Consider the following 15,225-nt stretch of genomic DNA (forward strand, 5'->3'; position numbering starts at 1 on the left):
CAAGCCGCTTTGCAGCCATTCTTACTCCTCACTATACGCCCATTTGATGTCACCGACAAAATTTATGTTTAGCCAGAGGGAATAACCGGAAATCTGTTGGCTGATTGCTTGATTCAATCGTTCTCGCAAGGGATCTTGCCGCCCAACTGTATCGAGAGGTGTTGCAGGTAAAATCACCACATCTAATTCCACAATGACTTGATTGCCGACTTTGGCGGTACGTAACACAAAGTCCACCAATTCTTCTGCGCGCAGTTCTTTTTCAACGATCGTCATGATGGACTCTCGTAGTTCTTCTTTCGGAGTTGAAGAAGTCAATTCCAGAATGGCCGCTTTCAACTCTTTAATCGAAAGCTGAATAAAGAACAAGGTGATCCCGATGGAGATGATTGGGTCGACATACATCGCGAAATTTCCATAGGGACTGGCTTGAATCAGCCATGACACAAGAAATGAACCGACGACACCCAGACTAAAGAAAAAGCCGAAACGCCATTGTTCTAGTTCTACCCAGTAAAAGGGATGAGTCAGTGGTTTCTTTTTTAAGTACAAGTAAAAAGAGAAACAGTAGATCGTACCAATCAGCGAGAAATACAAACCGATTGGATCAATCATGCCATCACTGACGTGTAATAAACTAAAAGCAGATTCAATGACTCCATAAATTGAGATCAGCAAGATGATACTATATTGAATAAAAACAACCAACGGCATCAACGCTTCTTTGCCGAATGGGAAACGTTCAAAGTCTTGGGCTTGGATATATTTTGCCACATACAAAGCAATCAGTGACATCACTGCACCAATCAATGTATAAACACCATCTAACAAGAGGACGTTATAACTGACCAGTAACCCAAAAAGCAAGGCACCGCCGCCATAGATACTCCCAGCGACAATCGATGCCAGCAAAAGCTTGCGTATTTTTTTCTTTTCACTCATGATACTCCTCTTTCTTTTTTTCAAAGAAACTATCAATTTGATTGCATTCTTCTATCTATAAGCCTATCTTCCCATATAAATAACATAAAAAACAGTCAATTTTTTCATACAAAGCGGAAAAAAATAGTATTGCTGTCAATCATTCACTCTATTCTCAAGTGATGCATATTCGATCTTTCTATTCCACTCTTTTTACATTCTGGTGTAAATCCCCTTGACTACGCGGATTGATTCCCTTATCATCAAGGGTAACCATATTCAATCAGAATTTTCAGAATATTCCGTTATATTTTTCATAACGGCGATTCATTGGAAGACAGGGAGGATGAAGAGAGTGAATGAAGCAAAACAAGTCCCATGGACAGGAGAACCAAACCAACGAGCGATCAACTATTTGAATGAAGAAGGCAAAGTGATCGTCTGCCCAACCAAAGTCGGCTATATCATTGCCGTCTCTGATAAAAAAGGGCTGGAACGCAAGTTTTCAGCAAAGAATCGCAAGCGTAACAAACCAGGTGTCGTTCTTTGCAGCTCATTGGAGCAGCTACATGAATTAGCCGAATTAAATGCGGAAACCGCCGCCGTTTATGAAACGTGTTGGAACAATGACGTGTTATTCGGTGCGATTTTGCCTTGGAAAGAATCAGGAAAAGCCTATATCCCAAAAGATGGTTCAGAAGAATTGATGACGGACGTTCGGGGAACCAGCTGTTTCGTGATCAAATTCGGTGTCCCTGGTGAGCAGATCTCAAAAGAACTTTGGGATCAAAAAAAGAAATTGCTTTTCGCCAGCTCAGCGAACCCTTCAGGCAAAGGAAACCGCGGACTTGTTGAAGGGATCGGCGAACAAATCGCGCAAGAAGCCGATCTAATCATTGAAGGCAACGACTATGTTGCATCGATCCAACCAGACAAAACGCTGGAAACCCGCTACGAACAAGGAGTCATGGTTTCTTTCGTTGATAAAGACGGTAACTTGATTCCAGAGCAAGGAGACCAACGCTCCATCACTCCCGCACCTGTCTTGATCCGTAAAGGACTCGATGTTGAAAAAATCCAAATGTACCTTTCTGATCACTTCAACTCATGGGACTATCGCCACGGGGAGTATTATTAATCTTTCATCGTCAACAAAGAACCGAAGAACCAGCTAACGGCCCTCCTATTCAAGGAAAAACGCTCAGCTCGTTCTTCGGTTTTTCAATAGAAAAAAATACTTTTCTTCTATCGTGTTTCTTTCAAAAGCTGAATGATCTGTGCCTGTTGTTTGATGATCGTATCTTGTTGCTTGATTTTAATCCAGTTTTGGTCGATTTGGATAGCTGCTCCGAGATTTTTGTAACTAAGGTTGGGGATCTCCATGAAATGTATTCGGTGTGCAGATAAGTCATTAAAGATCTGAACAGACAGTTCCTCACTCAATTCATGAACCTCTTTTTCTACAATATACTGGTTGATCAGGTCTTCTACAGTCAAACGCTTTTTTCGTTTCTTGCCTTGTGTGCCATTCGAATTTTCAGATTTCTTGTTCGTACCAAACATTTTTGTTCTCCTTTCGTTAGGTCATCCTTCCTCCATTTTGTGATTCCGTGTCTCTTCTTCAGTGACCAAAATAAAATTGAGCGAAACCTACATACGAACATTTTGTCATAAAATAGCATTATAATCTACATTTTGTTGTTTTTAAAGATAAAAAAGGAGATAAATTACGATCAGGTTTTCTCTGTCATAGAATTCCAACTCTATTTCTGCTATAATCCCCTCATAAACACATAGGAGGGACTCTATGAAAAAGCATTCCTCAATTGCTTTCTAGGGGACGACGCCAATGACAGTGACTTTGGACTACACTTACTGCTGGGTTGTGGGCTGCCGCAACACAGTGCTTAGCACAAAACGAAAAAACTAAGCGTGGTACGGATTGCGAAATCGCATGAAGCTGGAAGCAGAAGTAATCGTTACGGACGGTGAATGTGTCCCTAGCCAAAGAAGCCTGATGAAGAACGAACGGAACCCTTTTCTCTCAAAAGAAATCATTCTTTTGGAGGAAAGCAAAATGAGAAAAGGTGAAAATACGACCTTTGTTTGTAAAAACTGCAGTACGCCTGTGGCACCCTTGACCAATGGTTCTTACCGCAACCATTGTCCCCAGTGTCTCTACTCGTTACACGTGGATATTCGCCCAGGTGATCGTCAAAATACTTGCCATGGCCTGATGCGACCCATCGATTATCGCCAACATTCCAAAAAAGGCTATCAGCTGCTGCATCAATGCACTCGCTGCAAAAACCAGCAGTGGAATATCGTGGCACAGGATACGCAACAGCCTGACCATTTTATTGAGTGGTTAGCTCAAACCGCTGCGTATCACTAAACAGCCAAAGAAGACCATGCTTCAGGCTGGTCTTTTTTGGTAATCAGAACAACGGCCCCCTTATACCACTAACTGCTCATAGACATTGTCGTCATAAGAAGTGCTTACTTTAACCTAAAAAAAACAGCTCGCTGTCTCGTCGATTGGTTGACGAAATCAGCGGGCTGTCCTGCTAGTGTCTTCTTGATGATTTTACGTTGGTTTGCGCTTATTCAAAAACGAATTGATTGTGATACAGTTCCGCATAAAAGCCGTCAGCCGCCACCAATTGATGGTGATTGCCTTCTTCAATGACTTCGCCGTCCTTTAAGACAACGATGCGATCGGCATTCAAAATCGTCTTCAAGCGATGGGCGATCACAAAACTGGTTCGTCCTTTGATTGCTTCATCCATTGCTCGTTGAATTTTCGCTTCGGTCACGGTATCAACATTACTGGTGGCTTCATCCAAAATCAACAATTCTGGATTGGTCAAAATCGTTCGGGCAATACTCATCAATTGTTTTTGACCAGTACTGAAAAGATTGTTCTCTTCGGTGATCTCCGTGTCATAGCCTTTTTCCAACGTCATAACAAACTCATGGATATTGGCTTGTTTCGCTGCTGCAATGACTTCGGCTTCAGTCGCTTCTGGTTTCCCAAAAGCAATGTTTTCACGAATCGTCCCTGAGAACAGCACGGATTCTTGCAAAACGATTCCCACTTGAGAACGCAGCAGATCCAAGTCTAGCTCCCGGATGTCGATGCCGTCAAAGGTCACAGAACCACCATTCACATCATAGAAGCGATTCAACAAGTTCATGATGGTCGTTTTTCCTGAACCAGTCGGTCCGACCAATGCGACCATTTCGCCTTTGTTGACCGTGATCGACACATCTTTTAGGACCAATTTTTGACTGTCATACCCAAAGTCCACATGATTCAAAGCAACCGCCTCTTTGATGCCCTTCACTTTGATCCCGTCTTTTGGTTTGACCTCATCAGGTTCATCAAACATTTCATTGATTCTGCGCGCACCGGTGATCGCCAACTGAATCATGCTGTAACCAGAAGAGATCTGCATCAATGGTTGGTAATACTGCTGCGAATACTGGACAAAGGTCACAACTAATCCTAAAGCAACGGAACGTTCTAAGTCACCGTTCAATGCTAACCAGCCACCAAAGAAAATCACGATTGCCGTGTTCAACAAGGACATCCCTTGCATCAAGGGGAAAAGCAGCCCAGAGTAGACTTGCCCTTTGTAGGTAGCTTCCCGGACTTGTTGGTTGTGGACCAGAAAACCATCGATGGTTTCTTCTTGCAGTCCATTGGTGATGATGATTCGTTGACCACTGATTTTTTCATCGATATAGCCGTTTAATTTTCCGACTTCATCTTGCTGCAGATCGACATATTTGCGGGCTTTTTGGATCACGATCACCGCGATCAACACCGCAATCGGGGTAGAAGCAATCGTTGCCCATGCCAATTCAACGTTTTGACGGAACATCATGATCAAGATCCCCACCATTAAGACTACATTGGTCAGCACTTGCAACAATGCTTGGTTCAGACTGTTTTGGATGTTATCCAAGTCACTGGTGAAACGGCTCAAAATATCACCGTCTTGATGAGAATCAAAGAATTTGATCGTCAATTTTTCCAGTTTATTAAATAAACCGATCCGCATTCTGTTGGTTGATTTCCCCACCACTTGCGTGAACAAGATACTATAGACAAAATTAGCTGCACTGGCTAAGACATAAAAAATCAACAGTTTCCAAATGATCGATAGAAAAGCCGATTTATCATCGACCCCTTGCATCAAACCGCCAACATAATTCGCCAATTCCTGGAACGCTTCTCCGATAAAGACTGGCGCTTGTACTTGCAGATACGTTGCCAGAATCACCGTCACAAAAATGAATAGAAACGACCACTTGTATTGTTTTAAGTAATGGTAGAAAAATTTACTCGCTTTGAACAAATCTGTCATGGTTACTCCTCTCCTTTCTGTGTTGCGAAGATTTCTTGATAGATGGCATTGTTATTGGCTAAAAATTCATGGCTTCCTTCACCAACCAAACGTCCATTATCTAAAACGAAGATGCGGTCGGCTTTCACAACAGAGGCAATCTTTTGCGCGATAATGATTGTTGTCGTGTCTTTTAATTGTTTTTCAAACGCTTCGCGAACCAATTTTTCCGAACGAGCATCTAATGCACTCGTACTATCATCCAAAATCAAAATTTTCGGTTCACCGATCACGCCTCGAGAAATCGATAAGCGTTGCTTTTGTCCTCCAGAAAAATTGCTGCTGCGCTCGGAGACCGGCGCTTCAAAACCCGCTGTCAATTTTTGAATAAATTCGCTGGCTTGAGCGATTTCTGTTGCGCGAGACATCTCAGACTCTGAGGCATCTTTTTTCCCTTGCCGCAAGTTTTGGGCAATCGTTCCTGAAAAGAGGATCGCTTTTTGCAAGACAAAAGCGACCGTTTTACGCAAGCTTTGTTCATTGACTTCTTTCAAGTCAACACCGCCAACCCGCACGACACCTTCTGTTGGGTCAAACAAACGGGGAATCAGTTGCGCCAGTGTTGATTTGCCGGCACCAGTCGCTCCTACGATCCCAATCATTTCGCCAGGTTTGATGGTAAAACTGATAGCCGTTAGGGCATTTTTTTCATCCCCAGGGTAACGGAAGCTGACGTTTTCAAAAGCGACACTTCCAGACAATTCTTGTTCTGGGACATCTTGGTATTGCAGATCCGGTTCGGTATCTAGAATCTCTTTGATCCGTTTTAGCGAAACTGCAGCCCGTGAAGTCATCATCATCATCATGCCGCCGATAATGATCGCCATCATAATTTGCATCAAATAATTCATGAATGAGGCAATTCCCCCAATCAAAGTTGGGTCATCTTTCGCTAGATCACTGACAAAGAAAATCGCGCCGACCACTGCTAAGTTGGCCGCCAGCATAAAGGAGGGGATCATTACAGAGAACAGGGTTCCTACAATAATATTATGCTTCGTTAACGTTTCACTGACTTTAGAAAAGCCTTGCAGTTGGTTGTCTTCTTGAACAAAAGATTTCACCACACGAATCCCCATCAAATTTTCTTTGGCAATCCCATTGATTTTGTCGATCAAGTTCTGGATGATCATAAAGTGTTTGCCCATCCGTGTAAAGGATAGTGCCGTAATCACTAGGACAGCGATAATCAGTAAGACGATGATCCACCACAGTTGCGGCATGGTTGTCATCGCCAAAATGAAGGCACCGATAAATAAGAACGGGATCCGAAACAACGATTGTAGCGAGATCATCACTAAGTTTTGAATTTGCGTGATGTCATTGGTCAAGCGCACCACAAGATTTCCCGCTGAGAAGGTTTCGATATTTCCAAATGAGAATGTCTGGATTTTCCGAAACATCTCTTCCCGAATATCGGCACTAACGCCTTGCGCCACTTTCGCAGAAAAAACCGTGTTGATGATCCCTGCAACAAGGCCTAGCAATGCTAGCCCAATCAACTGCACACCAATTTTTTTCATTTCATCATTGTTTTCGGTAATAATTGATTCTAGCACTTGCTGCAAGAGCTTTGGCTGCCATAATGCAGCAACGACCATTAAAATGACCGATAATAAGGCAATGCTGGTTGCCGCTTTGTACTTTTTGACATGGCGTAAGACCAGATCCATATACGTACCACTCCTTTGTGTTTAGCAGAAAAGACTGCCAAAAAATTTCGGTTGCACAACAATTTACCATGGATCACGACTAGAAACAAGCGAACAAATAAAACAAAAAGAGCTTTCATGAAAGCTCTTTGAAAATATTGCATAAATGTTGGCGAAAATAACGAATAATAAAGGGATTATGATGATCCTCAAGAGGGTCTTCCTTATTTTCTGGCGCTAAATCTTTGACTTACGATTCGCTGTTTTACAGCTCACTTTTTTGTTTTTTTGTCAGTTTTTGTTTGACTAGATCGTAGGAAACCAAAATCATTTGTTCGATGTTTTCTTCCATCAAGGCATCAGATGCCAACTTGATGGTATTCCAATGGGTCTTATTGGCATAATACCCCGGAATGATGACGTCAGGAAATTGCTCTCGCAGCGTTTCGTTGACCTCGGGCAGATTTTTCAAAGTCAAAAATGCTGTTTCTTCTGCTTGCGGACTCATGATCCCAAACTGTTTTCCTACTAAATCAAAGTAGATTGCATCCCAATCTTCGCGGTAATAGACTTTGGCTCCCGGCAAGCCTTCCCCAAATGCTTGAAATCGCTGCATTTTTTGTGCAATTTTTTCTTCAATCGATGTACTCATTGTGTTTCCCTCACTTTCTACTATCAAAACCGTCATTTTCTGTCTCAATTTTGACAGATTGAATCGCTTTCTGCTCTATTTCCTACTATTATACATGGTTGCCGTGTAAAAAGGGATTTTTTATCAATGGCATGTTGCCTGAAAATGACTCTTGAGAGTTGCATGCGGCGTTACATTCATTCATCTCTCTCAGAAGATACAAAAAAACCCTTATCAGCGAGTAAGATGTACTCGCCAATAAGGGCAATTGATTACTAGATGTCATGGACAAGATTCATTTTAGAATCTTAGTACCAACCATTTGCTTCCCAGAATGCTTTGGCAGCAGACCAAGAACCATAACGTGATGCAACATATTCATCGGCAACCTTTTCTTGGTTAGCAGCTGAATAGTCACCATTTAAGTAAGAGTTGGTTAATTGGTAACGGCCGTAGTATTGTCCGTTTGTCGCTGTGTAAGAACCACCAGATTCTTTGTTTGCGATCCATTCTTTTGCTGAAGCTTCTGAGCCGCTAGCTGAAGAGCTGTAGCTTGAGCTGCTTTGTGTGCTTGCAGCAGCAGATTGTGTGTTGCTTGATTGTGAAGCTGCTGGTTCACTTGGTTGTTGTACACTTGCTGCAGCAGTCGTGTTTGCAGATTCTGTATAAGTGGCAGTGCCATCTGTAGGGATGATCAATGCTTCCCCAACAAAAATCAAGTTTTTATCAGCAATCTCGTTTGCTTCAACGATCGCATTGATCGTATCATCAGAGCTATAACCGTAAAAGTTAGTAGCGATTGTTGATAATGTATCACCAGATTGAACAGTGTATTGTTCGTCTGCAAAGGCGTCTTTCCCACCTAAGAAAAGGCCGAAACCGGCAAGGACAGCTGTACTAAGTAAAACAGTTTTTAAAGACTTCATATAATTAAATCTCCTTCTTTGAAACTCATTTTGCGTCATTTGAGATGACTCAAGCGCATAAACAAGTCTAACACCGAAGAATATTTCATAGGTAAAGAAATCATTACAGATGATTACGAAAACGACAGTTGCCTTACGTTTCGTAAGAATTGAAAAAGACTATCATATCAAGCTTTTCTCTGCTGTAATTTTTAACATTACAGTTATTTTGTTTCTAGGTAAACCAGTTAACCTTAGAAAACCTTTCCTATATTACAAAAAACCCTCTTTTTACACAGATTTGTAACAAAAGAAGGAACGAGACAAGGTCTCATTCCTCATTTACTTCCTATTTTTTCTTCACTGGGATCAATTTATTCATGACGATCGCCGCAATAGCGCTTAAAGCAATAGGTGAATCTAATAAATATTGTAAGAATTGAGGCGCAGATTCTTTGATTTCTGCTGGCATAAACAACAAGCCGATGGCAATAATCAATGGTACCCCGATAATATACAACTCACGCTCGGAAAACTCTTCATTCTTAATGACCCGAAAGCCGCTCAACAAAATAATGACACAGACGACCGCGAACACGCCGCCGATGACAGCAGAAGGTACTGCGTGAATCAAGGCTGAAAGTTTTCCCATGAAGGACAATAGGATAAACCAGACGGACGCCATCACAAAGACTTTTTTACTAGCAACCCCGGTGATCGAAATGATCCCTGCATTGGTAGAATAACCAGTTACAGGTGTCGTTCCTACTAAGGCGGCAACCAAGCAGCCTAATCCTTCGCCGATCACGCCTTTATTGATCTGTTCATCCGTAACAGGTTCTTCTGTCACGGAACTGACCGCATACCAAGTACCTGTTGTTTCTGCTAGGAGCACCATATAGATCACTAGCATCGTTAAGATCGCTGAAACATCAAAGTGCAGGCCATAGTTTAGAAATACCAGTTTTGGCAGACTAAAGAAAGAAGCATCCGCCACCGACTGAAAATCAACGCCCCCCATAAAGGAAGCAATCACGGTACCGATAACCAAAGCAATAATGACCGAACTGATTCGGAAGTATTTTCCCATTCCCGGAAAATAATCGCCTAACATGGAAAACAAAATCAAAATCGCCGCAGTAATCGCAGCCAACAACATGTTTTGATTGGCACTTAGTGTTTCAGTGGCAGGATAGATATTGCTGGTAAAGGCCGTTGGCAGCAATGTCAACCCAACGATCATAATGATCGTTCCACTGACGATCGTAGGAATAAAATGACGAACGATATACTTATAAATGCCCGTAAAACCTAGTAAAATGACTGCTGCGGCACCAACGATGCTGGCTCCTAACACCGTGTCCATGCCGTTGGCACCAAAATAAATACCGATGATCGCTCCAACGGGGACAAAGGATGGCCCTTGACATACGGGTAATTTCAAGAAAAAGAGGACTTGGATCAAAGAAGCGATCCCTGCTCCTAAAAAGGTCGATTGGATCAAACCTGATGCATCTGAAGAGGACATCGCCACCGCCGTTGCGATAATAAATGGCGGCACATACACGTCCATTGCCAACACATGCTGCAACCCTAAAAGTACTGCTTGACCAAAGGGAATGTCTTCATTCATTCCGATCGTTAAATGTTTATTTTTCGTTGATTCCACTGTCTCATTCTCCTCGTTTTTCGTGTACTTTTGTTCCTTGGACCCAGACTTGGCGAATATTTTGCATCGTTGCTAAGTACAGGATTTTTTGTAATCTTGCTTCGGGTGAGGTGAACACACCGAAGTCAGGCAAAGGATTTTCTTTTTGTCGCGTATCGATCACTTGCACATCAAACGCATACCCTTCTTTGATGACACCTACTGGTAATTTCAGTGCCTCACCGCCGCCTTTTGTCGCCAATGAGAACGCATCGATCACGGATATACGAGAATCGGCTACTCCTCGTGTGTTTTGAGGAAGCGTGACATCCACGCCATCTTCTAACATTCTCGAAGACATCACAGCTTGTTTGATGTTGTCATACAAACTCGGTGAAAAACCGCCGGAGATATCCGTTCCTAAACCAATCGTGACCCCTTGCTCTTTCAAGCGCTTGATTGGGATCACACCATTGGCAAAGTAGGCATTTGAGATGGGACAGTGCGCAACTGCGGCGCCGCTTTCGACAAAACGGGCGCCGTCAGCTGGGCTGATGAAATTGCCATGAGCCATCACTGCTTTTTCTCGCAACAAGCCGAAATCTTGCAGCACTTCGGTATCCGTTTTGCCAAATCGCTCTTGAACAAAGTCATGTTCCCATTGCCCTTCACTGCAGTGGGTCTGAACATGGACATCATATTTTTGAGCCAATGCGCCTAACCCTGCCAAGCCTTCATCGGTACAGCTCGGGACAAATCGCGGAGTAACCACAGGATAAACGCCTTGAGGTGCGGTCTTTGCGATTGCTTGTACTTCTTGAATAAAACGTTCTGTATCCGCTAATGCCTCTTCTGTTGATGCGTCCCGATAAAAAGCAGGATTGGCTTGAGGATCGTCCATAACGACTTTTCCGACTAATCCCCGTTGACCAAGAGCGGCACAAATCTTCGCCAATTGAAGGCTCGCTTCTAGATGGATCGTTGCAAAATAAAGAACCGTTGTCGTTCCTCTTGCCAACAACTGTGCCACCAAATCCTGATAGACAGCTTTGGCAAATGCTGGATCGGCATATTTTGCCTCCAGCGGAAACGTGCATTCATCTAACCAGACATTTAACGGTTCATCTAACGCGATCCCTGCTTGCGGCCATTGCGGTGCATGGACATGCAGATCAACAAACCCAGGTAAAAAACACTGGCCTGCAGATAATGCCTGCAGATTCTCTGATGCTTTCGCCAGCTCTGACTCATACCCTTGATCTGTTTTAGCAGTCACTTTTACGATGATCCCTGCGTCATCGACTTGAATCAAAGCTTCTTCTATATATTCTAGTTTTCCATCAGTTGGCGTATGGAAAACATCTCCTTTAAAATAGTGAATGGTTGCCATTTGTTTGATTTCCCCCGTTCTCTAAGACATTGTCAGGAAAAAGCCGTTCATTTAATGTTCCTTTTTCACTAACACGATGTTCTTATTTTAACGCTATTCGAAAATAGTGCAATAAAATTCACTATCATAAAGAAAGATAAAACGATAAATGTTCGGTTTTTATGCGATTTCAAAAAAAGACACCGTCTAGAAATAAGACAGTGTCAGTTAACGACGCTTATACTTTTGTTTTCTTTAGTTGCCGATAAAATACCACCAGTCCACCTACTAGCAAACAGAGTACTCCTGCAATCGAGCCCCATTTTGCTGGCTCTAAAAAGCTTTGGATCCTTGAGGTCTGATTCGTTGCCGTCGTTCCTGATAGCTGAAACAAGAAAGCCAGCGGCTGATGTTCAAAACGAAGAATAATAAATAGGAGTGTCATCAAAAGAAATTGATGTACCAGACTCCCTTTGCTTTGTGTGGCATACTTGGCCAAGCTCTGCTGTTCAATTGCTTCCGGTTTTGCCGCCAAATACTGTTTCGTGAGCCATTGATTCAATCCCGCATTAAAGAAACTAATGACAAATAAACTTATTGGGATCAAAAGATCGCTGCTAAATAGAAGAACACCAACCATCAATCCAAGCAAATACGCCGGTACTAACTGTTTTTCTAGCAAGCGTGCGAGTTTTCCTCCGAGAAACATTGCGCCAAAAAGGCCCAGTGCATAAGGCAAGTAAACGTGAGTACTAAGCGCTTGTGCCCCAAATCGACCGGTAACATAGACCGAGCCGAAAAGAAAAAGAAAGTTACCGATCACTCCCCGAATAAAGGTGAGGATGTTCAAGTGAAGCGGCTGTTTCCACGAGCGGCTGCGTTTCGTTAAAGTGATCAGCAGCAAAGCAAAGAGAAACAAGAAGCCAGTAATCGCCCACTCAAACAGGGCATTCGACTTGATCAGCCTGGCTGCTCGCAAGCCAAACAGTAAGAGAAAGAAAAAGAAATACAACAAAAACTGCTTGTTGAATAACTGGTTGCGCTGCATCAACGGTCTTTTTGGGAGGTTGTTGAAGGTTTGACTACTCTTAGCTGCCAGCACAAAGAGTGCAAAATAACTGCCAAATAGGCCAACGCCTTGAAGGTCATCAGGCAACCGTAAGGCAAACAGTAAAACAAAAAGAAAGAACAGCGCCTCCTTCCAATCATTTTTCAGCGGCTGTTCAGTGAGCTTGGCTTTTTGTCGTACCATCAGATCAGCTGGCGGCAGCCAAGAAGCACTGATCCCCAACAAACCAGCAGCTGGCAAGAGTGCCACGCTCCACCAAGTGCTCAAGATACCTACCAATGCGCCGGCGCCGCCGATCAAGACACTGGCTGCTAACAATGATGGTGCAAAAAGCGCCGTAAGCGTCTGTAAGAAAAAGACCCCTGTCATGCGAAAGGTATAAAAGAGCGCAAAGGCTAATGCTGCACTTAGCGACTGCTCTTTGCTCAAAGATAAGAAATAAAGATACGGGATGATCGTGATCGTATTGCTGATGATCAAAAGTGCGGTATGGGATTTTAAAACTTTCATCGTCCGACTCCTTGCCTTGATTTAAAGTTCCATCTTTCTTCTATCCTACACTTTCAAGCAATCCTGTCAACTTGCGTGCCAAATTTAAGCAAAAAGAAACCAAGTGTATTGTCAAAAGACTGACACTTCGTTTCTTTTTCTTATTGCGATTTTCGGCTAGGAGCCAGTAGACTGAATCGTTTGCTTAATTGCCTGAATTTCTTCATACAACCCTTGAAACTCTTTTGCAAGCTCACTCATGATGTCTGCGCTCATCAAAAGATCTTCCGCATGACTTAATAGTAAGGACATCCAAACTTTGTCCCCTTGAGCTTCTTGTTGAACTAACTTCCGATGTGCCAAATGGGCTTCATGATAGTGTTCTTTTCCTTTTTCGATTGCTTGCAGTGCAGCCAGATTCTGGGCTTCTCTTCCTTTTTGAATACTTTCAAAAAAGCAACTTCTTGCCATACCCGCTTGCGAGATAATCTGAAAACAAATTTGTTCTTTTTCTTCCATTCTACTCTCCTATTAGTTCAAGTGCTTGTTCCAATGCTTTTTTTCCATCCATCATGCCATAGGTGCGCATGTCGATACTGGCTGCTGGACAAGCAACTAAGCCTTGGACTTCATTTAATCGGTAAGAAACTTGCGGTCCTAACAGTACGCAATCAGCATCTTTTGCTGCAGTCGTGACAGATTCAATGGAGAACGCATCGATCGCCACCGCTTCTCCTTTTTCTTGCGCTGCTTTCTTCATATTATTTACTAAGACGCCAGTAGACATGCCGCCAGCGCAAACTAACACTATTTTTTTCATCATTTTTCCTCCATTTTCTCGTTATTTGTTACTCAACGACTGCCGCTTGGGCTTGCAGATTCTTTTCTTCAGCTAGTGCTGCTTTGTCTTGCAGACGCATAAAAGGGATGTAGATGATGATACATAAGACAAATTGGATCAATTGTGCAATGATCCCTTGCCAGCCATTCACTAAGAAGCCACCGAAAATAATCGGAAAGCCAGTTGGGATATTGACTCCATTGTGGTAAGGCAAAAAGCCGACAATTGTTAAGAGATATGCTGACAACACGGAAACAGCCGGTGTTAACATCAAGGGAAGCAGCATTCTGATATTCATCACCTGAGGAATCCCAAATTTGATTGGCTCAGAAATACCAAACATGGAAGGGATCAATCCAATTTTACCAACAGCTTTTAGTTGCTCTGATTTGCAGCCAAAAATAGCCAGTAAAGCGACTGCAAATGAACGAGCCCCGCGATTGTTCAAAATAAACCCAATCGTAAACAGATGTGGTAATGCTTGGCCGGCACTGTACGCCGCCAGATTATCAAGCCCTGGTTGGTAAAAGACCAACATCAAGATCGGATAAACAGCCAACACTCCGTGAATGCCAAAGAACCAAAGAAATTCGATAAACGCCACAATGATCATACAAGCAAAAATATTCGCTCCTAATAAGGTCAATGGAGCTTGTACCCAAGTATAGATCATATCTGTCAGCGTGCCGTAAGGAGTTGCCGCCATACCCACGTAAATGATGCCCATAATGGCTGAAACAATAATTGCTGGCACGATCGCTGCAAAGGATTTGTTGACGATCGGCGGTACCGAATCCGGCATTTTGATCATCAAATTCTTCTGTACACATAAAATGTAAATTCTGGCACCCAACAATCCGCCAAACATGGCGACAAACATCCCACCGGAGCCAAGGGTCGACAACTCCATCGTACGGGTTTCTTCTAAAGTCGAAATCGGACTCAAGATCAAAAATGATACCAAACTCATGATACCGGCATTTAGTTGATCCGCATTTAAATGCTCGGCTAATTTATAGCCAACTAGAAAGGCGACATAAACGGAAACGACATCGATCGTCATCGCGTTGACTTGGGTTAATAATGCTTTCAAACCAATTTGTTCCATTATCTGTTGCGTTGCCCCAATGTCGATCGCATTGATCAAGGAGGCAATGGAACTGATCATCATGACGGGCATTAAGCCCATCATTGCATTGGCAATGGCTTTCATATAAATATTGTTTTGTACTTGAACGGCTGCAGCTAGTATTTTATCTTTCAGTGTATTCATAAGGTCCTCCTTCAC

14 protein-coding genes are annotated in these 15,225 nt (G+C 42.9%); 2 read left to right on the forward strand and 12 right to left on the reverse strand.

All coding sequences use genetic code 11. From position 1 onward, the window contains the following. Positions 1-21 precede the first annotated feature (21 nt). Positions 22-942 (reverse strand): cation transporter, encoded by a 921-nt coding sequence (locus IGI86_RS13840; RefSeq protein WP_061053192.1) that lies wholly within the window; start codon positions 940-942, stop codon positions 22-24. 325 nt (positions 943-1,267) lie between these two features. Between IGI86_RS13840 and IGI86_RS13845 the strand changes: the two genes are divergently transcribed. Further along, a complete protein-coding gene (locus IGI86_RS13845) occupies positions 1,268-2,059 on the forward strand; it encodes an L-threonylcarbamoyladenylate synthase (protein ID WP_005234103.1) in 792 nt (263 codons plus the stop codon). A gap of 107 nt (positions 2,060-2,166) precedes the next feature. Here the strand turns inward: IGI86_RS13845 and IGI86_RS13850 are convergent, their stop codons facing one another. Beyond that, entirely contained in the window at positions 2,167-2,484 is a 318-nt protein-coding gene (locus IGI86_RS13850) for a hypothetical protein (protein ID WP_008380648.1), read from the reverse strand. A 514-nt stretch (positions 2,485-2,998) separates the two neighbouring features. Between IGI86_RS13850 and IGI86_RS13855 the strand changes: the two genes are divergently transcribed. Continuing rightward, positions 2,999-3,316 (forward strand): RNHCP domain-containing protein, encoded by a 318-nt coding sequence (locus tag IGI86_RS13855; RefSeq protein WP_008380645.1) that lies wholly within the window; start codon positions 2,999-3,001, stop codon positions 3,314-3,316. 208 nt (positions 3,317-3,524) lie between these two features. On the opposite strand, the gene IGI86_RS13860 is transcribed toward IGI86_RS13855, so the two are convergent. From IGI86_RS13860 to IGI86_RS13905, 10 genes are all read right to left on the reverse strand, one after another. Then, complete coding sequence (locus tag IGI86_RS13860; protein WP_005234100.1) at positions 3,525-5,294, reverse strand: ABC transporter ATP-binding protein; 1,770 nt, start codon at positions 5,292-5,294, stop codon at positions 3,525-3,527. A 2-nt stretch (positions 5,295-5,296) separates the two neighbouring features. Beyond that, positions 5,297-7,006, reverse strand: coding sequence for an ABC transporter ATP-binding protein (locus IGI86_RS13865; protein ID WP_005234099.1), 1,710 nt, complete (start codon positions 7,004-7,006; stop codon positions 5,297-5,299). 244 nt (positions 7,007-7,250) lie between these two features. Next, the gene (locus IGI86_RS13870) at positions 7,251-7,637 is read right to left on the reverse strand and encodes an MmcQ/YjbR family DNA-binding protein (RefSeq protein ID WP_034872119.1); all 387 of its coding nucleotides are present in this window, start codon (positions 7,635-7,637) and stop codon (positions 7,251-7,253) included. A 287-nt stretch (positions 7,638-7,924) separates the two neighbouring features. Continuing rightward, positions 7,925-8,542 (reverse strand): LysM peptidoglycan-binding domain-containing protein, encoded by a 618-nt coding sequence (locus tag IGI86_RS13875; RefSeq protein ID WP_008380639.1) that lies wholly within the window; start codon positions 8,540-8,542, stop codon positions 7,925-7,927. Between the two features lie 328 nt (positions 8,543-8,870). After that, complete coding sequence (locus IGI86_RS13880; protein ID WP_016612741.1) at positions 8,871-10,154, reverse strand: uracil-xanthine permease family protein; 1,284 nt, start codon at positions 10,152-10,154, stop codon at positions 8,871-8,873. Between the two features lie 40 nt (positions 10,155-10,194). Then, positions 10,195-11,559, reverse strand: coding sequence for a guanine deaminase (gene guaD, locus IGI86_RS13885; RefSeq protein WP_430617457.1), 1,365 nt, complete (start codon positions 11,557-11,559; stop codon positions 10,195-10,197). Positions 11,560-11,776: 217 nt separating this feature from the next. Continuing rightward, a complete protein-coding gene (locus IGI86_RS13890) occupies positions 11,777-13,117 on the reverse strand; it encodes a hypothetical protein (RefSeq protein WP_430617458.1) in 1,341 nt (446 codons plus the stop codon). A 156-nt stretch (positions 13,118-13,273) separates the two neighbouring features. Continuing rightward, entirely contained in the window at positions 13,274-13,615 is a 342-nt protein-coding gene (locus tag IGI86_RS13895) for a PTS lactose/cellobiose transporter subunit IIA (protein WP_061053195.1), read from the reverse strand. 1 nt (position 13,616) lies between these two features. Then, complete coding sequence (locus tag IGI86_RS13900; protein WP_034872120.1) at positions 13,617-13,916, reverse strand: PTS sugar transporter subunit IIB; 300 nt, start codon at positions 13,914-13,916, stop codon at positions 13,617-13,619. A gap of 28 nt (positions 13,917-13,944) precedes the next feature. Beyond that, positions 13,945-15,210, reverse strand: a complete 1,266-nt coding sequence (locus IGI86_RS13905; RefSeq protein WP_430617459.1) for a PTS sugar transporter subunit IIC — start codon at positions 15,208-15,210, stop codon at positions 13,945-13,947. Between the last annotated feature and the right edge of the window lie 15 nt (positions 15,211-15,225).

It is taken from the genome of Enterococcus sp. AZ188, from assembly GCF_050544075.1.
Taxonomy (GTDB): Bacteria; Bacillota; Bacilli; order Lactobacillales; family Enterococcaceae; genus Enterococcus_D; species Enterococcus_D entomosocium.